We start from the raw sequence: 22,018 nt of genomic DNA, 5'->3' as shown, positions 1-22,018 counted from the left end.
TCAACTTTCCTTACCTTCTGCTGCAGCGATTGCTTGATTCGCAGCCTCGATCCAGAATTGGCGATGATTGAAAGGCCGTGCAGATTGCCTGTCCGGCAGGGCCAGACTCCAGCCCAGAAGCTCGATATGGTCGGCCCGCAGTGTCCCCCGAAACTTTCCCCATCTGGCAGAGGCCACGGGAACCATGCCATCGTTATCTTCCGGCATTACCTTGCCATAGGGCCTAAGCCAGAAAGGAAGTTCCTCTAAAGGGCGGCGGCTTGCATAGGAGGAATAGGCTACATCCGGCCGGTCCGGAATCTGTATTGCTTCGCATGCGGCGGGAGTCAGTTCGGCGAGCGCCGGATTGCCAATGTGTCGAATCCAGGCGGGAACAGGTCCTTTGGCTTCGAGGAACCATTGTGCCAGGGGCGAACCGCGATGCGGGGTGGAAACAGTGAGCAGGCTTTTTACACGCCGGTCCGGGTCGAGGTGGCTGATGAGATACCGGGCATCGAGCCCGCCCATACTATGTGCGACCAGGGCAAAAACTGGCGCGCGTCCGCGGAAAAGTTTGTTTGCGAGTATTTCCGCGCGTTCCGCTATGGTTCCAGCCCCCGGTACTTCCGGTATAAGGGGTCTGATATCTTTGCGGCCTAATGCCTTTTCCACGCCGCGAAATTGTTCTATGGGTCCCCGCCGCGAGAAGCCGAGAAAGCCGTGCAACAGCACCACCGTTGGAGTTGTCATGTAACCATGCTCGCAATAAATGAACGCATCCAATGAAGCTTGCAGTCGCACTGCTGCCTGCGTCTGTCAACTCATCGCGCCACGATACGCGGCAACGATATCCTGCCACCTTATTTCATATTATAGGATATTCCGCATTCTGCATCGGGCCATGTTTATGCAATCAACATGACGTGATCTCGCCGGTATCATCGGACCTGAATATTTTGTGACATGCCTGCCAAATCTGACCCGGAGACACGGTTTTACCGATGTAAGTAAATCCACAATGACATGTTCAGTCACTTCCTAAGGGGAATATAATTTGATGAGGGAATTAAACTCCAATCGGAAGCCGGATCGGGACGAGGACCGGTCCTGGAGTGTACCTTGGAGTTCTGAACGTGATTTCGACCGCCGTGCTGTTTACCCGCTTTGAGCGGTGTATTGAGCGAGGAGCCGCAAAATGAAAATAGCATACGATATCAGCGGAAAGACCGCTCTTGTGACAGGAGCAAATCGTGGAATAGGCAAGGCGATTGTCGAGGCGCTGCTGCATCATGGGGCGATGAAAGTCTATGCAGCGGTGCGCAACCCCGATTCCGCCAATCCGCTGCTGGAACACTTTGGCGACATGGTGATTCCAGTTCATCTGGATTTGACCATGCCGGAAAGCATCACAGCATTGGGTGACAGAGCCCCGGATGTTCAGGTGGTGGTCAACAGCGCGGCGATTTTCAAGACCTCAACCCCGCTGGATGCCGGTGCAATAGATGCGCTTGAGATGGCAATGAAGATCAATGTGTACGGACTCATTCGCATGGCTCAAACCTTCGCCCCCATTCTCGCAAAAAACGGAGGAGGCGCATTCATCCAGCTCAATTCAGTTGCATCCTTGAAGTGCGCTTCAAATTTTGCGACGCATTCGGCATCCAAGGCCGCTGCCTACTCCATTACCCAGGCATTGCGCGAGCTGCTGGCACGGCAGGGTACGGCGGTACTGAGTGTACATCCCGGCCTGATCGCAACCGACATGAGCAGTACTGCCGGATTGGCAGGTACCGCTGCGCCTCCCTCTGTCGTTGCAGAAGGTATAATCACTGCGCTGCGATCAGGGGATTTTCACCTTTTTCCCGACCCTATGGCTCAACGTATCGGAAATGCGTACCGGAGTTTTTCTGAAAATGTCATTGAAGCAGACATTGAAGAATACAGGGCGGAAAAGCAATAAGTGCCGGCGGAAGCAGTCCTGGCAGGATCCGTCCGGCAAGATCGATGTCCATGAGCGGCATCATGAAGATGCAGAAATTTTTCAAGGAGTGTATTTATGGCCCATAACCTGTTCAATACCCTGAAAGAGCTTTCGCTGCCTACGGGCAAAAAGGCAAAGTATTATTCCCTGCCAGCTCTGGAAGCAGCGGGACTCGGCCGAATCTCCCGGCTGCCTGTCTCCATTCGCATCGTGCTGGAGTCTGTCCTGCGCAATTGTGACAACAGGAAGGTGACCGAGGCGCACGTAAAAAGATTGGCCGATTGGCAACCGACCGCGCCCCGGCTGGATGAGATTCCATTTGTTGTATCCCGTATCGTGCTGCAGGACTTTACCGGGGTGCCCCTGTTGGTCGATCTGGCTGCAATGCGCAGCACCGCAAAAAAAATGGACAAGGACCCCGAGATGGTCGAACCCCTGGTGCCGGTTGATCTGGTGGTCGATCATTCGGTGCAGGTTGATTACTACGGCACCGGTGACGCGCTCAAGCTCAACATGGAAATGGAGTTTCACCGTAACCGGGAGCGTTACCAGTTCATAAAATGGGGCATGCAGGCTTTCGATACTTTCAAGGTTGTTCCGCCCGGCATCGGCATCGTGCATCAGGTCAATCTCGAGTATCTCGCGCGGGGAGTGCATGAAAAAGAGGGCATTCTGTATCCCGACACCCTGGTAGGTACGGATTCACATACCACAATGATCAACGGAATAGGTGTGGTGGGTTGGGGTGTTGGCGGGATTGAGGCTGAGGCCGGCATGCTGGGGCAGCCAGTCTATTTTCTGACTCCCGATGTTGTCGGCGTGAACCTCACGGGCAAGCTTTCCACGGGTGTCACGGCAACGGATCTGGTGCTGACGGTTACTGAACTCCTGCGTAAATCCGGTGTGGTGGGCAAATTCGTGGAATTTTTTGGCGAGGGGACCGCATCGCTTACGGTTCCCGACCGCGCCACCATCGGAAATATGTCACCTGAATATGGCGCCACCATGGGTTTTTTCCCGGTCGATGACGCTACTGTGGAATATTTCCGCGGAACCGGGCGAAGCGAAGAAGAGGTCGCGGCCTTCCAGTCTTATTTCAAGGCTCAGGAGTTGTACGGGGTTCCACGCAAGGGTGAGATCGACTACACGCGCGAGCTGGAGCTCGACCTCTCCACTGTCAAGCCTTCTCTCGCCGGGCCGAGGCGTCCCCAGGATCGGATCGAGCTTGGCGATGTCAAGACTCGTTTTACAGAACTCTTTTCACGGCCTGTCACGCAGGGAGGTTACGGCAGGGATGCTGCCGCACTGAAACTTCGCTACAAGGTGCATGGCAGCGAAGAGTCTGACGCCGGCGCAGAGGTGGTCGACAGCGCCAGCGCAGAGCGGAACACGGCAGCCGTGAGGCCGGGGACTGAAAGAAACATCACGGAAATGGTCAATAACAGGCCTATTCTGACTCCGGCTGAAGCTCCTGTGTATGACGCAAACGGCCTCTTCGATCTGGCGCACGCGGATATCCTGATTGCGGCTATTACATCCTGCACCAACACCTCCAACCCCAGCGTACTGCTTGCCGCTGGCCTGCTGGCAAAGAAAGCGGTGGAAAAAGGGCTCGCGGTAAAGTGTCACATCAAGACATCGCTTGCACCCGGGTCACGTGTCGTGACGGAGTATCTCCGGGAAACAGGCCTTTTGCCCTATCTCGATAAGCTTGGCTTCAATCTTGCCGGTTATGGCTGTACCACATGTATTGGCAACTCGGGCCCGTTGTCGGTGCCGATTGAAGAAACGGTGGTATCCAATGATCTGGTTTGCGCCGCGGTCCTCTCCGGCAATCGCAATTTCGAGGCTAGAATTCACCCGAATATTCGTGCGAACTTCCTTGCTTCGCCCCCTCTGGTGGTTGCCTATGCTCTCGCGGGAACCATGCTCAAGGATCTGACAGCTGAGCCGCTCGGATATGGCGAGAATGGTCAGCCGGTATGGCTGGCTGATATCTGGCCGCGAGATGACGAAATCCAGAGCCTGATGAAATTTGCAGCAAACGGGGAAACATTCCGAAGGCTCTACAGTAATCTTACCCAGGATCATCCGTTATGGAATGATATAGCGTCTGTTTCAGGGGAAGTCTATGATTGGCCGGAATCGACCTACATAGCAGAACCACCGTTTTTCCAGGATTTCTCGCTGCAACCCCGCCCGCATAACGAGATCCGGAACGCGCGGGCACTTGCCATCTTCGGAGATTCGGTAACGACCGACCACATCAGTCCTGCCGGCAGTATCAAGGATACTTCTCCGGCGGGAAAATACCTGCTCGCAAGCGGTGTATCCAGGGCTGATTTCAATAGCTATGGAGCGCGGCGCGGCAATCATGAGGTCATGATGCGCGGAACATTCGCCAACGTGCGCATCAAAAACCTGATGATTCCCGGCAGCGAAGGAGGTATAGCCCTGCATCAGCCGGATGGCGAGCAGATGAGCATCTACGATGCGGCCATGCGCTACGTTGCAGACGGCGTCCCCACGCTGGTATTCGGGGGAGAAGAATATGGCAGCGGATCGAGCCGCGACTGGGCGGCAAAGGGAACACAGCTACTGGGGGTCAAGGCAGTCGTTGCGAAAAGTTTCGAGCGCATCCATCGCAGCAACCTGATCGGCATGGGCGTACTGCCGCTACAGTTCAAAGGCGACGACAGCGTGGAATCGCTCGGTATTCAGGGAAATGAAGCATTCGACATCGAGGGGTTGAGCAGCATCCGCCCGCAGCAGGATGTAACGCTTGTTATACGCGACAATACCGGCTCACGCCGGGAAATCGACCTGCTGTGCAGGATAGATACCGGCATAGAGATCGACTACTACCAGCATGGGGGTATATTGCCTTATGTTCTTCGTGAACTCATGAAGGCGTGAATACAAAGATGCGGCGAAGGCCGGGTGACTCGGCTCGAACTTGGGTCGGGGAGGAAAACCGGTTCTTGCCGAGCAACCCGGGGCTCTCCTCAGCTTACCGGCGACAACTCTTCGTTTGTATCCCTCTTTGTAAAAGTTTGAGCAGGCTCGACAATGGAGTGGTTCCATAGCAGCCGGTCATACTCGTCATTTACCACGGAATAGCATTCACATACGGAATCTTCCAGTTCTTCACGGTCCATTACGGCTATATGTCCGCGGCTATACTGTATTGCACCGATCGTCTGCAGCTTGAGCGCGGCCTGCGTCACGCTCTCCCGCCGCACCCCCAGCATGACGGCAATCTGCTCGTGTGTCATTTGCAGTTCATGGCCGGGCAACCGGTCGAGGTTCATCAAAAGGAAGCGGCACAACTGCTGCTCTATGTTATGGTGCCGGTTGCAAACCGCATTCTGCGCCGTCTGGGTCATCAGGGCCTGGGTGAAGCGCAGTACCAGATATTGTAATTTCCCCTGTCGATCGAATTCTTTTTTCAGCACACCGGTTTTCATGCGATAGCCACTGCCCGCACTTTGTACCACGACCCCGGCAGGCGTACTGGTGCCTCCCAGCAATGACGAGATACCTGTCAGGCCCTCGTTGCCAATGATTGAAAGACGTACCGATGCGCCGCTTTCCACGCTGTAAAGCGGTGCGACGATGCTTGTGGTGGGAAAATATGAATGAGTAATAATCGCTCCCGGTTCATAGATTGTTTGTCCCACTGGCATGGGCATGAATTCAAGATAAGGGAGCAGTCTCGCGTAGTCCTCCGGTGGCAGGGCGGCAAGAAGTCGGTTTTGCTTCGGGCTGTGCGGTGAAAGCATCACAATATTCCTCCTCATGTCAGGCTGTATCGCCAGAATATGCCTTACTCATGTCTCTGTTGACACACTGTCCGGCGCTGGGCGAACCGTTATCGGTATTCCTTGCGGGTTTCTCTTTTCGAACTGGATCGGTAACAGCTCCTGGCTTATTTTCAGCAGACGCAAGCCGACCTACGGTATCACCGTGAATATAAGCAGTTATCGTGCCAATATTGGAATAGATGTTAAAACAATGGCTTATGTGGAAAGCTGAAGAATAAAACCCTTATCGCATTGTTGCTTGCCGGCAACAGGCCTCTATTGCCTGTGATTAATTGCTTGATTTTTCAGGATTATTTGATGTCTCCAAACAGAGACGTGAAAAAGATGTTTCCAATCAATTACTTTTTCGCGCACTTATCTATGACGAATCAACGGTGCGCGAGAGTGTGAAGTAGTATAGTAAGAGTATGATATAGGGGCTTACCTCCGATATTGACGAAGATCAGCAATGAAGTTTATGGGTACGAATCCGGTCAAGCTCGCAATAGTCCTGATCAACCTGGTCGGGGGGTTGGCTGGCTGCACCGTTTTCTCTCCCCGCTATCAGATCACCCATCGGTACGAACCCCCAACCGATCCGACAGGTATCGTTTGCCTTGAAAAATGCACGCAAAAGCTGGAGATGTGCCAGCAAAGCTGTCAATCGACATATCAGACCTGCCTGAAGCGCATCGAACCCCTGGCTGAAGAGAGATATAGAAAAGCCGTCGAGCGTTATGACGATGAGCTTGATACATACCGCCGGCGAATGCAGTTCGGATACTCCGGCTGGGGACGCGCCACACTGGGCTGGGGGATGGGGGGGTACCCATGGGGCTGGGGTGGCTATCCCTGGGGGTGGGGTTCGCCGTGGGGCTGGGGAGGAGGACCTTATTATGGCCTGGGCTACTCGTCTCCTTTTTTCTACCAACCGCCTCCCCTCAGGCCGAATCGTATGCGGGAATTTGATCGGCTGCGCTACCAGCAGTGTGAAGTGGAATGCGGGTGTCAGTCGGTGCAGGATGCCTGCTTTCTGGGCTGTGGGGGCAGGAAAATCATAGAAGAGAGATGTATAGCAAACTGTCCGAAGTGAAAAACTGCCTGGGGTGGAGCAGAGCTTTCAAAGTTCCAAGGGCTGGCAAAGCAGGGGTATAGTGGGAAGAACTGGGGGCAGCAGCGTGCCAATCGCTGAGTCGGCTTTCAGCGCCTCTATTCCTTTTTCGGGATGATTTCCAGGTTATCGATCAGCCGGGTTTTACCCAGGCGGCCTGCTCCCAGCACTACCATATTCCCATCCCTAGGCTGGGCTGGCGCCAAGGTATCTCTCTCGCGTATCGAGACGTAATCGGCGTTCCAGCCGTGGGAGACAAGAGTTTTCATCGCGTTTTCCTCCAGTCCGGCAAAATTGCGATTGCCGCCTTCTATCTCCCGCTTAACTTGCGATAGCACCTGATACAGCCGGGTTGCCTCGGCGCGCTCCTCATTGCTGAGATAGCGGTTACGCGAGCTCAATGCCAGGTTGTCCGGGGCGCGAACTGTTTCGCCTGCAACGATCTCTATGGGCAAATTAAATTGCCGCACCAGTTCGCGTACAATGTGCAATTGCTGATAGTCTTTTTTTCCGAGCACCGCCGTCTGCGGCTGCACGATATTGAAGAGCTTCAGCACGACAGTTGCCACTCCCCGAAAAAAGCCGGGACGATACTTCCCTTCCAGCATGTTTGCGATGGGGGAGGGTTCCACCGTAAACTCTTGCGGCGCGGGATAAAGCGTTCTTTCTTCCGGCGCAAACACGACGTGAACGCCCTGCTCTTCGAGAAGCGTGCAGTCCTGCTCCAGCGTGCGCGGATATCGGTCAAAATCCTCAGTGGGGGCAAACTGCAGGCGATTCACAAAAATGCTTGCGACTACGCATTTCCGATGCTGCCGGGCAACGCGAATCAGGGACAAGTGCCCCTCGTGCAACCCGCCCATCGTCGGCACGAAGGCAATGGAGGACTCGCCCCTGAGGCGCGTTCGTAACGGTGAAATATCCGTGATGACGTCCAACTCAGATTAGATAGTCAGAATGTATGCTCGGCGCCAGGGAACTCCCCGGCTTTGACCGCTCTGATATAGTTTTGCACGGCCTCCTCGATGCTGCCGGCGCCCGTGAGGAAATTCTTCATGAACCTCGCCTTCTTACCTGAATAAATGCCCAGCATGTCATACAGCACCAGGACCTGCGCCGAGCAATCCTTTCCGGCGCCGATACCGATGGTGGGAATGGAGAGCGTTCGGGTAACCTGCGCTGCAAGGGCGGCAGGTACGACTTCCATCAAAAGCATTCCTGCTCCGGCCTGTTCGAGCGCTACCGCATCCTCCAGCAACTGCCCGGCTTCATTGTCGGTCTTTCCCTGAACCTTATAGCCCCCCAACTGATTTACCGATTGTGGCGTGAGGCCGATGTGCGCGCACACGGGGATGCCGCGCTGTGTCAGGAACTCCACGGTTTCGGCCATGAGGGAACCGCCTTCGATCTTGACCATGTTGGCGCCTGCCGCCATGAGCTCGGCCGCATTGCGGAGGGTTTCTTCCGGACTCACCTGTGAGGTGCCGAAAGGCATATCCGTCATGATGAAGGCCGTGCTTGAGCCGCGCTTCACGCAAAGTGTATGGTAGATCATGTCATCCAGGGTAACCGGAAGGGTAGTCTCTTCACCCTGGATCACATTCCCCAGTGAATCTCCCACCAGCAGGATATCGACGCCTGCTCTTTCCAGCAATGTAGCGAAGCTTGCGTCATAGCAGGTGACGATGGCAATTTTCTCCCCATCATCTCGCATTTTTTGAAAAACATCTTGGGTGATACGCATGGTTCAGCTCCTGGTTGCGTGTATCGGATAGGTTATCCAACTCATTTTTAGATTCCTGTTTTCCGGCTTGTTCATCTTCCGAAATTGAAATATTCCCTGGGGCCGCGCATTTGTTCGACCTGTCTCAGCAGTAATGCAAAATCTTCCTCGCTATCAACGAAATTGAGATGCTCGCTGTTAATGATCAGAAGTGGCGCATCCTCATAATGATGGAAGAAGCGCGCATAGCTGTCGGCCAACCGCCACAAATACGTTTCGGAAATGTTTTGTTCATAGGGACTGCCGCGGCGCTTCACCCGCTCCACCAGCGTAGCGGGTGAAGCTTGCAGATAGATCACGAGGTCGGGGGTGAAAGTTTCGGGTTGCAGATGGTGATAGATTTTCTGGTACAGATTGTATTCTGTATTGTTGAGCGTCAGTCCCGCAAACAGCGGATCCTTATCCAGCAGAAAGTCGCTTATGGTCGTTTTTGTAAACAGGTCGATCTGCGGCAGATCCTGCAACTGGTTGGCGCGCTGAAACAGAAAAAACAGTTGGGTAGGGAGTGCATATCGGCGGATATCCTCGTAGAATTTGCCGAGAAACGGATTTTCCTCGGGTTTTTCCAGCAGGAGCTGTCCGCCCGCATACTCGGCCATTCGTCGCGCTAGGCTGGTTTTTCCCACGCCGATCGGGCCTTCCACCGCAATGTGGCGGTATTCCTCAAGCTTCACTGTCTAGTCCGCGTTTCAGCCGCTGTCCTTCACAGGCAGCAAGCAATTCCCTTATATTGTCGCGCCCCGGTATGCTGCTGATCGACGCAATTTCGAGCAGGGGCTGCAATACGAACGCCCGTTCGTGCATCCTCGGATGAGGCAGAATCAAGCCATCCTCATCCAGTTGCAGATCATCATACAGCAGCAAGTCGAGATCAAGTGTACGCGGAGCATTGAGATACTCGCGCACCCGCCCATGCTTTTGCTCGATCCCGAGCAGGGCTCGCAACAGATCCTGAGGCGGCAGAGCGGTTTCGATATGCGCGACCGCGTTGATGAAATCAGGCTGATCCAGGCGCCCGATGGGCGCGCTGCGGTAGAGCGAAGAATGCGCCAGCAAGCGCGTAAAAGGAAGCTCACCCAGCTCTTCAAACGCTTTTTGCACATGCGCTACAGGTTCGTCCAGATTGCTCCCCAGTCCGATATACGCATGCGAGGCGATTCGACCGTTATCAGCCCCGTTCATGGGGCAAAACCATCCTGCTTCCCTGATACTACGTGGTCGCCTTCTCCCGTAGAGGGAGTGCCCGATTTTTTACGGCCACGGCTTCTCCTGCGCCTCTTCTGGCTCTCATCGCTGATCAGCATGGCTTCACGTTCGCGGGAACCTGCATGCTGGAATGCTTCCCACCATTTGCCCAGTTCCTCATCCACTTCGCCGCTTTCGCAACGCAATAACATGAAGTCGTAGGCAGCACGAAAGCGGGGATTTTCAAGGAGCCGGAACGGTCTGCTCCCTGAGCGGTGGGCAAAGCGCGGCTGCATCATCCAGATTTCTTTCATGATAGCATCATACCTGCGCGGAATTGCCAGGTTCTTGTCTTGTACCGCCAGCACGTCATTCATCGCCAGATGCAAGGCGGGAACCGGTCTTTCACCTGTCGCCTGGTAAGCATTCCAGGATGCGAGCACTTCGTGCCACAACAGGGCGGCAAACAGGAATCCCGGCGATACAGGCTTTTCCTGCCGCACGCGCTCATCGGTATTTTTGAGCGCTAGCGTGATAAAGCGCTCACCCAGCGGTTGTTCCCGTATCACATCGAGCATGGGAAGCAGGCCGTGATGCAATCCGCGTTTCTGCAAATCGGTCACGCAGGCCAGCGCGTGGCCGGATAGCAGCAATTTCAGCATTTCATCGAACAGCCGCGAGGGCGGCACATGCAGCAACAGGGGGGCCAGTTCGCTGATAGGCGCGGCCGTATCGGCATCGATTTCCATGCCGAGCTTGGCGCCCAGCCGTACCACTCGCAGCATTCGCACGGGATCTTCGCGATATCTCCGTACCGCATCTCCAATGATGCGCAGGCGTCGTGCCTTCAGGTCCTCATAGCCGTTCAGATAGTCCCAGATTTCCTCGTGGACGGGATCGAAGAACAGCGCATTCACAGTGAAATCGCGCCGCCTGGCATCCTCCTCCTGGCTGCCGAATACATTATCGCGCAAGAGGCGCCCATGCTCGTCCGCATGCTCGCCAGCACCCAGTCCGCCTGTCTCTCCGGACGCCCCGCCGCGGAAAGTCGAAACCTCTACCGTTTCTGCTCCCCACATGACATGCACCAGCCGGAAACGGCGGCCAATGATACGCGAGCGGCGAAATACAGTGCGCACTTCTTCGGGTGTGGCATTCGTGGCGACATCGAAATCCTTTGGCTCCAGTCCCAGCACCAGGTCGCGCGCGGCTCCACCCACGATGAAAGCGGAATACCCTGCTTCCTGCAAGCCTGAGGTCACTTTAAGCGCACCGGAACTGATGTGATCGCGCGTGATGCCGTGCTGGTCGCGTGTGATGATATGCGGCTTCGTGGAGGAAGTGCGGGCGGAAGGGATGGAAGCGGATGTATTGCGGTTGAAGACGCGATCGATAAGTTTACGAATCATTGTGAATACAGATGAACAAGCTCCGGGATTTCGTCATCCCGCGCGGCGAACTCATCCAAAAGGGGAAGATCAAGTGAGGGCAAACAGCCACTGCCGTCCACGGCCCTTGCTGGAAAAAGTGCTGAAGAATTGCTGCTGAGAAAAAGTATGCCTGAAATTCCAGATTATACACTCGGCACCGTTTGCGGGAAGAAATGGTGCTGCCGGCCTGCGATGAACTCCCCCAGATTACAGTGATAAAGTGCTTCAAGATTATCACGCCTGAGCACTTCGTCTATGCTGCCACTCATGGCATGGCCGTCGTCGAACAGCAGCAATGCGTGGTCGCAGAATCTGACTGCCCAGCCGATATCGTGCAGCACCATTACGATGGAACTGCCCCGCTTCGCCAGTTCGCTGAACAGGATCATGGTCCCGAGTTGATGGCGCAGATCGAGGTGTTGCAAGGGTTCATCCAGCAGATAGCATTGGGGCGACTGGGCAAGCAGCAAGGCGATACGCGCGCGCTGGCGCTCGCCGCCGGAAAGCGTAACCAGTAGACGATCGGCAAGGCCGGCCAGTTCCATCTGCTCGACAGCGCGAGATGTCATCTCGAGGTCGTCCGCCTGCCAGCCGAACATACTGGCTGCATGAGGATGTCGTCCGAGCAGCACGTATTCGTACACCGTACCCCAGAATTCGCCGGGCTCATCCTGCAACAGAATGCCGAGATTGCGGGCGAGTTCCCGCCGGGACCATTCCCCAAGTGCCATCCCTGTGATGGTTACGGATGGATCCTGTCCCTCCTTTGCCTGGTGCAGCCCAGCCAGTGCGTGTATCAAAGTCGTCTTGCCGCAGCCGTTCCGGCCCAGAATCGCCCAGCATTCCCCCGGATTGACGGTGAGGTTCAGGTTGCGGCACAGCAGTTTGCCGGGATGCTGCAAGGTCAGGTTTCTGGTTTGTAGAATCATTCACGAGTACGAAAAATCCGCGATGAAGAAGGGCATCGGGTCGCCCTTTTTATGCCCTCAGGTATTCGCTTTTTCTTCCCAGCCAGCGATGGAGATGGCGTTTTGCCGCTTCCGGATGATCACGCAGCAATTCTTCGGCCACCCTCCGCGCCGCGTCGAGCAAATCTTCATCCCGTTCCAGATCAGCGAAGCGCAGCATGGGCAGGCCGCTCTGGCGCGCGCCCAGGAATTCGCCGGGACCGCGCAGTTGCAGATCGCGGCGCGCTACTTCAAAGCCATCGGTGTGCTCAAAAATTATCTTGAGCCGCTCGCGTGCGGTTGTGGAGAGAGGTTGCTGATACATCAGTATACATACACCGCCGGCTGCGCCTCGTCCGATTCGTCCGCGCAGCTGGTGCAATTGCGCAAGGCCCATGCGTTCTGCATGCTCGATCACCATCAGCGACGCATTGGGCACATCCACACCCACTTCGATCACTGTTGTCGCTACGAGGAGATGGATTTCACCTCGCGCAAATGCTTCCATTACATGGGATTTTTCCTGAAATGGAAGCCTGCCATGCACCAGGCCGATTTTTAATTCCGGAAAAGTCCCGGTCAGTCCCTGATGGGTTTCCAGAGCGGTCTTGAGTTGCAACGCTTCGGACTCTTCGATCAGTGGACATACCCAGTAAGCCTGCTTCCCATCGCGGCAGGCTTCCCGCACGCGCGCCGTTACCTCGTCACGCCGGGCGTCGGCGATAAGCTTGGTCACTACCGGTGCGCGTCCGGGAGGCATTTCGTCTATTATGGATACATCCAGATCAGCGTAATAGCTCATCGAAAGGGTACGCGGAATGGGTGTTGCACTCATCATCAACTGGTGCGGCATGGAGTACGCGCCGGCTCCTTTTTCTCGCAATGCCAGCCGCTGATGAACGCCAAAGCGATGTTGTTCGTCAATAACCACAAGTCCCAGCCTGTCAAATTCCACCTGGTTCTGGAACAATGCGTGTGTCCCGATGGCAAGCAGGGCGCTGCCGGCAGCAATATCGGCAAGCGTGGTTTCCCGTTCCTTCTTTTTCTGATTGCCGCCGAGCCACGCGATCCGGAGCCCCCGTGGCCCCAGCAGAGGGGCAAGCCATGCCGAGAGTTTCTGATAATGCTGCTCCGCAAGAATCTCGGTCGGCGCCATCAGGGCCGCCTGAAAATTATTTTCAATCGATTGCAGCACAGCCAGCGCGGCAACGATCGTTTTGCCGCTTCCCACGTCACCCTGCAACAGGCGTTGCATGGGGTGGGGCTCCGCCAGGTCGCGGCTGATTTCGGCGAAAGCCTTCTTCTGGGCTTGAGTGAGATCGAAAGGCAGCAACTTCAGCAACGCCCTGGTCAAATCGTTTTTTGCCATTAGAACAGGGGCACTGCCGTTACGCCGCTGCTGATAATGCACCCGCATCGACAATTGCTGCGCCAGCAATTCGTCGAACTTGATCCGCTGCCAGGCGGGATGAGTGCGTTCCTGCAAAAGAACGGGCGACGCATCCGGTGGGGGTTGGTGCAGGAATAGCACACTGTCCTTGAAACCCTGAAGTTGACAGCGCTCGCGTACCGCATCGGGCAGCGTTTCGGAGAGAGCAGTCTCATGGTTTCCGGCATCTCCTGTTTGCAGCACCCGGGAAATCAGTTTGCGCAGTGCTTCGGAAGGAAGTCCGGCTGTAGAGGGGTAAATCGGAGTGAGCGCCTCCGGGAGGGGCGCGTCCCCGCGCAAAATCCGGCATTTGGGATGAACCATTTCAACACCGAAAAAGCCGGGACGGACCTCTCCCAGCAGGCGCACCCGCGTACCCACTGAATACGCTTTTACCTGACTGCCGTAAAAATTCAGAAAGCGCATGAACAAAATACCTGTTCCATCCTCCACCTGGCACACCAATTGTCGCCGTGGCCGGTACATGACTTCACTGCGGGTAATCATGCCCTCGACCTGCACTGCTCGATCGGCAGGCACGCCATTGATGGGGTAGAGGTGCGTCTCGTCCTCGTAGCGAAACGGCAAATGGAGTATCAGGCTTGAAGCATCGGTAATGCCGAGTTTGATGAGCTTGTCCCTGATTGTCCCGCTGGTGGGAGAGGTGGCGAGTGACTGCATCCGTCGTGGAAGCGCATTCCCTGGGTTAGCGCGCGGTTTCCTGTATCACGCCGTCAGTCCTTACGCTGACACCACCAACACCGCATCGATCTCCACCAGCGCGTTCCGCGGTAGCGCGGATACCCCGATGGCAGCGCGCGCAGGATAGGGTGTACTGAAATATTGCACCATGATTTCATTCACCTTCTGGAAGTTGGAAAGGTCCGTGAGATAGACGTTCAATTTGACGATATCGCGGAGGCTGGCTCCACCGGCTGCTGCAACCGCTGTCAGGTTCTGGAATACCCGATGGATTTGATTCTCGATGCCTTCCACCATTTGCATGGTAGAGGGTTCGAGACCGATCTGACCGGAAATGTAGATGGTATCGCCTCCGCTGACGCGTATCCCCTGGGAATAAGTGCCGATAGCCTGCGGCGCATCCGTTGTATGTATTGTCTTTTTTTCCATCTGATCTCCTTTGGTTGATAATACGTTGGCATAATAAGCCGAAATTTGAAACTACGGATACTGTGTTTGCGATATGATGACGGGAACCTCAGCACATTTCAACCATGCAGAAACTGATCATTCACGGAGGCGTGCGGCTTTCTGGCGATGTAACCATTTCCGGAGCCAAGAACGCAGCGCTGCCTATCCTGTGCGCCTCCCTGCTTACCGGGGAAACCCTCGTCGTCGAAAACGTTCCGCATCTGAATGATATAACCACCATGCTGGACCTGCTCCAGCAGATGGGGGTTCAGACCAATGTCGACAGCAACCGCAGGACCGAATTGACTGCGGCACATCTTTCCAATCTCGTTGCGCCGTACGAAATGGTGAAAACCATGCGGGCCGCAATTCTGGTGCTGGGCCCGATGCTTGCGCGGGCGGGAGCGGCAAAAGTGTCGCTGCCGGGTGGGTGCGCCATTGGCCTGCGTCCCGTTGATCAGCATATAAAAGGATTGCAGGCAATGGGTGCGGAAATCGAGATCGAGCACGGTTATATTCATGCGAAGGCGAAACGCCTTAACGGCGCGCATATCGTGATGGATATCGTCACCGTTACCGGCACTGAAAATCTGATGATGGCCGCCACGCTGGCGGAAGGGACGACTGTGCTGGAAAATGCGGCGCGGGAACCGGAAGTGATGGATCTCGCGAACTGCCTTATCGCCATGGGGGCTAGAATTCAGGGAGTCGGAACGGACATCATCACCATTGAAGGTGTGGAAAGCCTGCATGGTGCCAACTATCGCGTCATGCCTGATCGTATCGAAAGCGGCACATTCCTGATAGCAGCCGCGGCCAGCGGTGGCGAAATATATCTCAGGCAGACGCGCACCGATACGATGGACGCGGTGCTCGACAAGTTGATGGAAGCAGGGGCTGCCATCGAGTCAGGTGAAGACTGGATACACCTGAAAATGAATAACCCGCTGAAATCGGTAAACCTGCGGACGGCGCCTTATCCAGCCTTTCCTACTGACATGCAGGCGCAATTCATGGTATTGAATACCATCGCTACCGGAACCGCGATCATTACCGAAACCATATTCGAGAATCGCTTCATGCACGTGCAGGAGTTGGAGCGTATGAATGCCGACATCAAAGTCGAAGGCAATACCGCAGTGGTTTGTGGTGTGACCGGGCTTGATGGAGCGAATGTCATGGCGACCGATTTGCGCGCTTCGGCCTGCCTGGTTCTGGCCGGCCTGATCGCCCGGGGTGAAACAATCGTTGACCGTATTTATCATCTTGACCGTGGTTATGAACGGATCGAAGAGAAGCTGTCGGCGCTGGGTGCACGAATCAGACGCAGTTAAGGTATTGCAACCAAACGAATTATTTGAGCTACCTATCATGCTTAGCTCAATTTGGCCGATGTCCTCACTCTCCTCTCCCACTTGTGGGAGAGGAGTCGGGGAAAGGGAAAATTGGGGGAGAGAGAAAAAAGAGCGGGTGTGCTTCAGGGCAACGTCATTGCGGGTCGAAATCCCAGATAGCGCATGCGTTTGTTGGTATCGAACCAGTTGCACATACCTGCCCGCATATCCTGCGGTCGGTGATTCCAGGAGCCCCCGCACAGGAGGCGTTTTGCACAATTCCCTTTCCGGCAGGTATCCGTCCACTGCCAGACATTACCCATCATATCGTGCAGCCCAAAGGCATTGGGTTTGAAACTGCCGACGGGAGCAGTTCTCCTGTTATCCCACTCGCTTCCACATCCATCACAATTGGCGTTATTGCGCCCGACATCATTGCCCCAATAGTATTGGGTAGTCGAACCCGCCAGGGCGGCCACTTCCCATTCCTCTTCCGTGGGCAGCCGATAAGTCTTGCCCGATTTATCCGACAACCATCGCAGATAAGCCTGCGCGTCATCCCAGCTTACGTTCACAACCGGTCTTTTACCGCGCCCCCAGCCATTATCGGGGGGAACATACCCACCGCAGCCGCCTCCTGCAACACACGCCTCCCAGTCATCGAACGTTACGGCGTATTTACCTATAGCAAATTTCTTGCCTGCAATGAGCACCATTTCAGGACAGACAGGACATGCTTTTGCGGAGTTCAAGGTATTGTTTTCGCTCGCCGTCACCGGATTGCAAAAGAGCGCGCCAATGCTTATGAATAGCGCGAAAACCGAGGTGTACAGGGAGCGAAGATATACCAATTTCATGAGTTGCAATCTAAACAAGTGAAAAGACTGATCGGCAAATTTGATAATTGTATAGAAAAGCCATTGATATCCAAAATCTCACGAAGAATCAGATTAATGCAGGCAATATGTATGTTAGCGTACGGAATGACGTTGGAATCAGGCGTACCGTGCGATTTCAGTCAATCGTTGAGCTGACAAGGAGAGTAATCATGAAACGTTCTTCTTTGATATCTGGGCCCACACTGCTTCCAATTGTCGCGGCATTTGTTCTCGGTGTCAGTATGTCGGATGGAGTCTATGCTGGTGAGCACGATATGCCGGACGAGATCGGGCCGGCCGATTCTCCGGCCACCAGGGATACGGATGATAAGGGCGGGGATGAGAGCATCAAGGAAAGATTGCACATAAAGGAAGGCACCTCGATGAAAAGAGGTCAGGATAATTCCAGATACCGTACCGATGGTATTGAAAGATATGAGCAGCAGGAGAATTATAGCGGCACCGGGCCGAAACCCGAAGGCCGCTATTGAAGGACCAGAGGCCGGTCATTCTCCCCGGACCCCTGCCCTATCTTGCATAGCTGATGAGCAGGCTATGGTCGTATCGGCCGTGCATTGTTCGGCTGTGGGATAGAGGTCCAGCGCCTCAATAGGTTGTTCGATAAAGCCGACCATCATCGCCGTCGCGAACACCGGGGGCATGTCTTGACCCCGGCTAGAAGCCATCCGCTTCGGGTACGGTATGAAATGGGGTTATCGTCATTCGTTGACTATAGCGCAAACCCGTTTGGAGCATCGGTAACGGCGGAGTTTCGCTCATAGGTTCCCACCCTCATATTGATCGGCCAGGAGACCGGCTGCTTTTTCATTGGATCGCCCCAAAGCAGGGAGATGTCTCGGACGAAGCCGGTAAGAATGTCCTCCCGCCCGGCGTCGTTCACGCGCTGAACGGCAGACCATGTCGAGAGGTAGCCGAGGAAATCGTCCAACTCCCATGCTCGTTGGATTTCCATTTCCGGCGCTTCGCGTTCCTCGAACGGGAAGCTCATATCGCGATAGCCGCTGTCCACCAGCTTGCGCTCCGGCGGCCAGTAAGGCCCGATCTCGCCATGGTAGAAGCGGCTGAACCTCTCCTGAAGGTCGCCAGGTAGCTGGAGCACACCATAGCTAATGAGGGCTATGAGTGCGCCCTCGGTGGCGATCCGGCGTGCCTCGGCGTAGAAGGTCGGAAGGTCGAACCAATGCGCGGCCTGAGCTGCGGTTATCAGGCTGGCGCTGCGATCTGGCAGAGGGAGGTTTTCGGCAGGTGCGCAGATGTACCGGACGCCCTTCTGGACGTGTGCGTTGGTGATCTGGTCAGCGCTCGGATCGAGACCGACCACTTGGTCAAAATGGGCCGCCAACTGGACCGTAAGTTGTCCATTGCCGCAGCCGACATCGACCGCGCAGTCGCGCGAAGTCGCTGTCTCGCCGAGGAAGTGGGCAAGGCTCAAAGGATATTCCGGCCTGAAGCGTGCATAGACTTGCCCGCCTTGATCGAACCAGTTTTTCGGAACCTTCGTGTCAGTTGCCATCGGCGTTGAGTACCGCTCAGGTTTGGCTTGAAACCTTGAATTTTGCTCCTTCCTTCTTCCATTGCAGAACTCCCCCTCCCCCTGAGGAGAGGGGAATTCCCGAGCTTGTCGAGGATCGAAGGGGGCTAGGGACAGGCTCACAGACGGTCGCTCACCGATTGATCGGCTTATACCTGATCCGCTTGGGCTTTGCGCCTTCCTCCCCGAGGCGTTTCCGCTTGTCGGCTTCATATTCCTGGTAATTGCCGTCGAAGAATGCCACCTGCGAATTTCCTTCGAACGACAGGATATGAGTAGCGATACGATCGAGGAACCAGCGGTCATGCGAGATGACCATCACGCATCCTGCAAACTCGAGCAGCGCATCTTCCAGCGCACGGAGAGTTTCCACATCGAGGTCGTTGGAAGGCTCATCCAGCAATAGCACGTTGCCCCCGGCGATAAGCGTTTTAGCCAGGTGAAGCCTTCCGCGTTCGCCACCGGACAAGTTGCCGACGATCTTCTGCTGGTCCGAGCCCTTGAAATTGAAGCGGCCAAGATAGGCGCGCGCAGGCGTTTCATATCTGCCTACCGTCAGGATGTCATGCCCATCCGAGATCGCATCAAATACGGTTTTGCCATCTTCTAGGGCGGCGCGTGATTGATCCACATGGGCAATTTTGACGGTTGCGCCGATTTCCATATTGCCGGAATCCGGCTGCTCCTTTCCTGTAATCATCCGGAAGAGAGTGGATTTTCCGGCTCCATTCGGACCGATGATGCCGACAATAGCGCCGGGAGGCACCTTGAAACTCAGGTTGTCGATCAGCAGGCGATCGCCATATGCCTTCGATACGTTCGTGAACTCAATGACTTCGTTACCCAGCCTTTCGGCCACAGGAATGAATATCTCCTGCGTCTCGTTACGTTTCTGGTACTCCTGCGAATTGAGTTCATCAAAGCGCGCAATACGCGCCTTGGATTTTGCCTGGCGTCCCTTGGGATTCTGGCGCACCCATTCCAGTTCTTTTTTCAGCGCCTTCTGGCGTGCCGACTCGGCTGATTCTTCCTGTTTCAGGCGGGTTTCTTTCTGCTCCAGCCAGGAACTGTAATTGCCCTTCCACGGGATGCCGTGCCCACGGTCGAGCTCCAGGATCCATTCCGCGGCGTTGTCGAGAAAATAGCGATCGTGCGTCACTGCCACCACAGTGCCCGGAAACCGCGTGAGGAATTGCTCCAGCCATTCCACTGACTCCGCATCCAGGTGATTGGTAGGTTCATCCAGCAATAGCATGTCCGGTTTGGACAGCAGCAATTTGCATAAGGCGACGCGCCGTTTCTCGCCACCCGAGAGATTTTTCACGATGGCATCCCACTCCGGCAAACGCAGTGCATCAGCGGCAATTTCCATCTGCTGATCGATGTTTCCGCCGCTGGCAGCAATGATTGCCTCGAGCCGGCTTTGTTCGGATGCCAGGGCATCGAAGTCCGCATCCGGCTCGGCATAGGCAGCGTAAATCTCCTCCAGTTTCTGCTGCGCGCTGAATACCTCGCCGAGCCCCTCCTGTACAGCTTCCCGCACCGTGTGCTCGGCGTTGAGCTGCGGCTCCTGCGGAAGATAGCCAATATTGAGGTTGGACATGGCAGTGACCTCGCCCTCGATATCCTTGTCCACGCCCGCCATGATTTTCAGAACGGTGGATTTGCCCGAACCGTTGAGCCCCAGCAAACCTATCTTTGCGCCAGGGAAAAAACTGATGGAAATATCCTTGAGTATTGTGCGCCGGGGTGGAACCACTTTGCCCACCCGGTTCATGGTAAGTACGTATTGGGCCATAACTGAATGAAAAATTGAAAAAATTCGAGTTTAACGCATGAGAGCGCCAGCATGAAGCACTATACGAGCAGAATATTCTTCTGCTGTTTCGTTGATCGAAAACCACGCAATAAATGCTGAGTTAGAGTTATTTCTTTATAATTCCTCCTGCCCTTGGCAGTAGAAAGATTTCTTTACCTGAACCATGGACTCCTGATTTTTTGCGCGTGGCCGGATCCCGCCCCGGCTTTGATAACGCACGTTTGGCGGTTGATTGGAGTGAAATAAATGCTGTTCTCTTTGAGAAGCACGGCTTGTCACCGTTGCCGCGAGTAGTTTATTGGGCGGTTGCGCGACTTCGGAAAAAGTACAAGTGGTGCAGCCCGGTGACCCGAACCTGTCCTGCAATGCAATCAAGGGGGAATTTGCGAGGCTTGACAAAGCACAAGCCGACATAGATTCAAAGAAAGGGGTTACTGGAACCAATGTTGCAGCGGCCCTTTTGTGGCTTCCGGGCCTGGCCTATACCTATTACGATGCCGGGGAGGCAACCCGGTTGATCAGTGACAGGAGGAGTGCGCTCACGGTTATCTATAACAGCAAGAACTGCCAGTAAGCTATCGTCTGGCCTGTTTGAACCGCTTGCTCTGAAAGGGGCAAGCATCAGGGCCGCAAATTGCGCAGCCCAGATAAAATTTCTCATGCCTTTCTTATGGCTTGCGCGACGTCGCCCGGACAAGCCGCTCGGCATTATCCCTGGTGTCGTACATATTGATAACAGGCTTGTTCTTTGCCGTCTTTTCCATTCGTGCCCGAATTTCGGCTGCCATTTCATTATTGCGCTGGACCGCGGGACGTGCTTCCATGCTCTCGAACCAGCGCATGAAGTTCGGAAAGGTGGTTTTGTCGATACCGCGTTCGCCGTGGCCTTTGCACCAGGGGTAGGTGGCGATATCGGCAATTGAATATTCATCGCACCCGAGCCACGCGGATGCGCTCAGCCGGTTTTCCAGCACTCGATAGAGGCGAAGTGACTCATTGTTGTACCTGTCCCGCGCGTACTGATTGTCCCTGGACTGCCGATTGAAATGGTTCGCCTGCCCGAACATGGGGCCGATATGCGCAACCTGGAAGAACAGCCATTGCAGCGTGTCATAGCGCTTACAGGCATCCGTGGACAGGAATTTGCCTGTTTTCTCGGCGAGATAAACGAGAATCGCGCCCGATTCCATCATTGTGTATGAACCGCCCCCTGGACCCTCCGTATCCACGATCGCGGGAATCTTGTTATTGGGATTGAGTTTCAGATGTTCGGGCTGGAATTGCTCCCCCACATTGATATCGACGTCGATGTGTTTCCATTCGATTCCGATTTCTTCCAGCATGATCATCACTTTCTGGCCGTTCGGGGTTGGACTGGAATGCAGTTCGATCATGATTCCTCCTATGTCACTTTCATGGCAGGTTCTTTCCGTCATTCACTCGTGGATGGCAAAGCACAGCCTACCATCGTCTGGTTTGTCTTGCTGCCCCGTTGTTGTGCTCATTGTCGTCATTGTTGTGCCGAGGGGCGGCTGTAACGGAGTGGTACTGTTCGACAGGGAAAAAGGTTCAGCATGGCGCAGAGGCATTTACTGATATTATTTCACTCATCATTGCTCTTTCCCCAGAATAACG

General features: G+C 55.0%; 20 protein-coding genes. 6 read left to right on the top strand and 14 right to left on the bottom strand.

What is annotated here, in order from left to right:
- Entirely contained in the window at positions 1-729 is a 729-nt protein-coding gene (locus tag AC52W5_RS01865) for an esterase/lipase family protein (RefSeq protein ID WP_074973705.1), read from the bottom strand.
- A gap of 445 nt (positions 730-1,174) precedes the next feature.
- Here AC52W5_RS01865 and AC52W5_RS01860 point away from each other — a divergent pair, with 445 nt between their 5' ends.
- Entirely contained in the window at positions 1,175-1,939 is a 765-nt protein-coding gene (locus AC52W5_RS01860; RefSeq protein ID WP_495669754.1) for an SDR family oxidoreductase, read from the top strand.
- A 96-nt stretch (positions 1,940-2,035) separates the two neighbouring features.
- Positions 2,036-4,876, top strand: a complete 2,841-nt coding sequence (locus AC52W5_RS01855; RefSeq protein ID WP_495669753.1) for an aconitate hydratase — start codon at positions 2,036-2,038, stop codon at positions 4,874-4,876.
- Positions 4,877-4,965: 89 nt separating this feature from the next.
- On the opposite strand, the gene AC52W5_RS01850 is transcribed toward AC52W5_RS01855, so the two are convergent.
- A complete protein-coding gene (locus AC52W5_RS01850; protein ID WP_074973592.1) occupies positions 4,966-5,742 on the bottom strand; it encodes a Crp/Fnr family transcriptional regulator in 777 nt (258 codons plus the stop codon).
- Between the two features lie 490 nt (positions 5,743-6,232).
- Between AC52W5_RS01850 and AC52W5_RS01845 the strand changes: the two genes are divergently transcribed.
- Positions 6,233-6,856 carry an Aq_678 family protein gene (locus tag AC52W5_RS01845; RefSeq protein ID WP_495669752.1) on the top strand — a complete coding sequence of 208 codons (624 nt, stop codon included), beginning with the start codon at positions 6,233-6,235 and terminating at the stop codon, positions 6,854-6,856.
- A gap of 116 nt (positions 6,857-6,972) precedes the next feature.
- On the opposite strand, the gene panC is transcribed toward AC52W5_RS01845, so the two are convergent.
- From panC to AC52W5_RS01805, 8 genes are all read right to left on the bottom strand, one after another.
- Positions 6,973-7,812: a pantoate--beta-alanine ligase gene (gene panC / locus AC52W5_RS01840; protein ID WP_495669751.1), complete on the bottom strand. Its 840-nt coding sequence runs from the start codon at positions 7,810-7,812 to the stop codon at positions 6,973-6,975.
- Between the two features lie 14 nt (positions 7,813-7,826).
- The gene (panB, locus tag AC52W5_RS01835; RefSeq protein ID WP_074973586.1) at positions 7,827-8,618 is read right to left on the bottom strand and encodes a 3-methyl-2-oxobutanoate hydroxymethyltransferase; all 792 of its coding nucleotides are present in this window, start codon (positions 8,616-8,618) and stop codon (positions 7,827-7,829) included.
- A 71-nt stretch (positions 8,619-8,689) separates the two neighbouring features.
- Complete coding sequence (locus tag AC52W5_RS01830) at positions 8,690-9,331, bottom strand: deoxynucleoside kinase (protein WP_495669750.1); 642 nt, start codon at positions 9,329-9,331, stop codon at positions 8,690-8,692.
- A complete protein-coding gene (gene folK, locus AC52W5_RS01825) occupies positions 9,321-9,839 on the bottom strand; it encodes a 2-amino-4-hydroxy-6-hydroxymethyldihydropteridine diphosphokinase (RefSeq protein WP_495669749.1) in 519 nt (172 codons plus the stop codon). The genes AC52W5_RS01830 and folK overlap by 11 nt, the downstream gene beginning before the upstream one ends.
- Complete coding sequence (gene pcnB / locus AC52W5_RS01820) at positions 9,836-11,251, bottom strand: polynucleotide adenylyltransferase PcnB (protein ID WP_495669748.1); 1,416 nt, start codon at positions 11,249-11,251, stop codon at positions 9,836-9,838. Before pcnB ends, folK begins: the two co-directional genes overlap by 4 nt.
- A 164-nt stretch (positions 11,252-11,415) precedes the next feature.
- A complete protein-coding gene (locus tag AC52W5_RS01815) occupies positions 11,416-12,201 on the bottom strand; it encodes an ABC transporter ATP-binding protein (protein ID WP_495669747.1) in 786 nt (261 codons plus the stop codon).
- A 49-nt stretch (positions 12,202-12,250) separates the two neighbouring features.
- Positions 12,251-14,329 (bottom strand): ATP-dependent DNA helicase RecG, encoded by a 2,079-nt coding sequence (recG, locus tag AC52W5_RS01810; protein ID WP_495669746.1) that lies wholly within the window; start codon positions 14,327-14,329, stop codon positions 12,251-12,253.
- Between the two features lie 60 nt (positions 14,330-14,389).
- The gene (locus tag AC52W5_RS01805; RefSeq protein WP_495669745.1) at positions 14,390-14,779 is read right to left on the bottom strand and encodes a RidA family protein; all 390 of its coding nucleotides are present in this window, start codon (positions 14,777-14,779) and stop codon (positions 14,390-14,392) included.
- A gap of 104 nt (positions 14,780-14,883) precedes the next feature.
- Between AC52W5_RS01805 and murA the strand changes: the two genes are divergently transcribed.
- Positions 14,884-16,134 (top strand): UDP-N-acetylglucosamine 1-carboxyvinyltransferase, encoded by a 1,251-nt coding sequence (gene murA / locus AC52W5_RS01800; RefSeq protein WP_074973572.1) that lies wholly within the window; start codon positions 14,884-14,886, stop codon positions 16,132-16,134.
- A 143-nt stretch (positions 16,135-16,277) separates the two neighbouring features.
- Here the strand turns inward: murA and AC52W5_RS01795 are convergent, their stop codons facing one another.
- On the bottom strand, positions 16,278-16,991 hold the full coding sequence (locus tag AC52W5_RS01795) for a formylglycine-generating enzyme family protein (RefSeq protein WP_495669744.1): 714 nt from the start codon (positions 16,989-16,991) through the stop codon (positions 16,278-16,280).
- Between the two features lie 191 nt (positions 16,992-17,182).
- Between AC52W5_RS01795 and AC52W5_RS01790 the strand changes: the two genes are divergently transcribed.
- On the top strand, positions 17,183-17,503 hold the full coding sequence (locus AC52W5_RS01790; protein ID WP_495669743.1) for a hypothetical protein: 321 nt from the start codon (positions 17,183-17,185) through the stop codon (positions 17,501-17,503).
- A gap of 239 nt (positions 17,504-17,742) precedes the next feature.
- On the opposite strand, the gene AC52W5_RS01785 is transcribed toward AC52W5_RS01790, so the two are convergent.
- Both AC52W5_RS01785 and ettA read right to left on the bottom strand, forming a co-directional pair.
- Positions 17,743-18,546, bottom strand: a complete 804-nt coding sequence (locus AC52W5_RS01785; RefSeq protein WP_495669742.1) for a class I SAM-dependent methyltransferase — start codon at positions 18,544-18,546, stop codon at positions 17,743-17,745.
- A 151-nt stretch (positions 18,547-18,697) separates the two neighbouring features.
- On the bottom strand, positions 18,698-20,362 hold the full coding sequence (gene ettA / locus AC52W5_RS01780) for an energy-dependent translational throttle protein EttA (protein ID WP_074973564.1): 1,665 nt from the start codon (positions 20,360-20,362) through the stop codon (positions 18,698-18,700).
- A gap of 352 nt (positions 20,363-20,714) precedes the next feature.
- Here ettA and AC52W5_RS01775 point away from each other — a divergent pair, with 352 nt between their 5' ends.
- Positions 20,715-20,957: a hypothetical protein gene (locus tag AC52W5_RS01775; RefSeq protein WP_495669741.1), complete on the top strand. Its 243-nt coding sequence runs from the start codon at positions 20,715-20,717 to the stop codon at positions 20,955-20,957.
- 94 nt (positions 20,958-21,051) lie between these two features.
- On the opposite strand, the gene AC52W5_RS01770 is transcribed toward AC52W5_RS01775, so the two are convergent.
- The gene (locus AC52W5_RS01770; protein ID WP_495669740.1) at positions 21,052-21,777 is read right to left on the bottom strand and encodes a glutathione binding-like protein; all 726 of its coding nucleotides are present in this window, start codon (positions 21,775-21,777) and stop codon (positions 21,052-21,054) included.
- Between the last annotated feature and the right edge of the window lie 241 nt (positions 21,778-22,018).

It is taken from the genome of Nitrosospira sp. CT (assembly GCF_059489795.1).
Note: the sequence above shows the minus strand (reverse complement) of the source record. Positions and strands in the feature narration are given on the sequence as shown.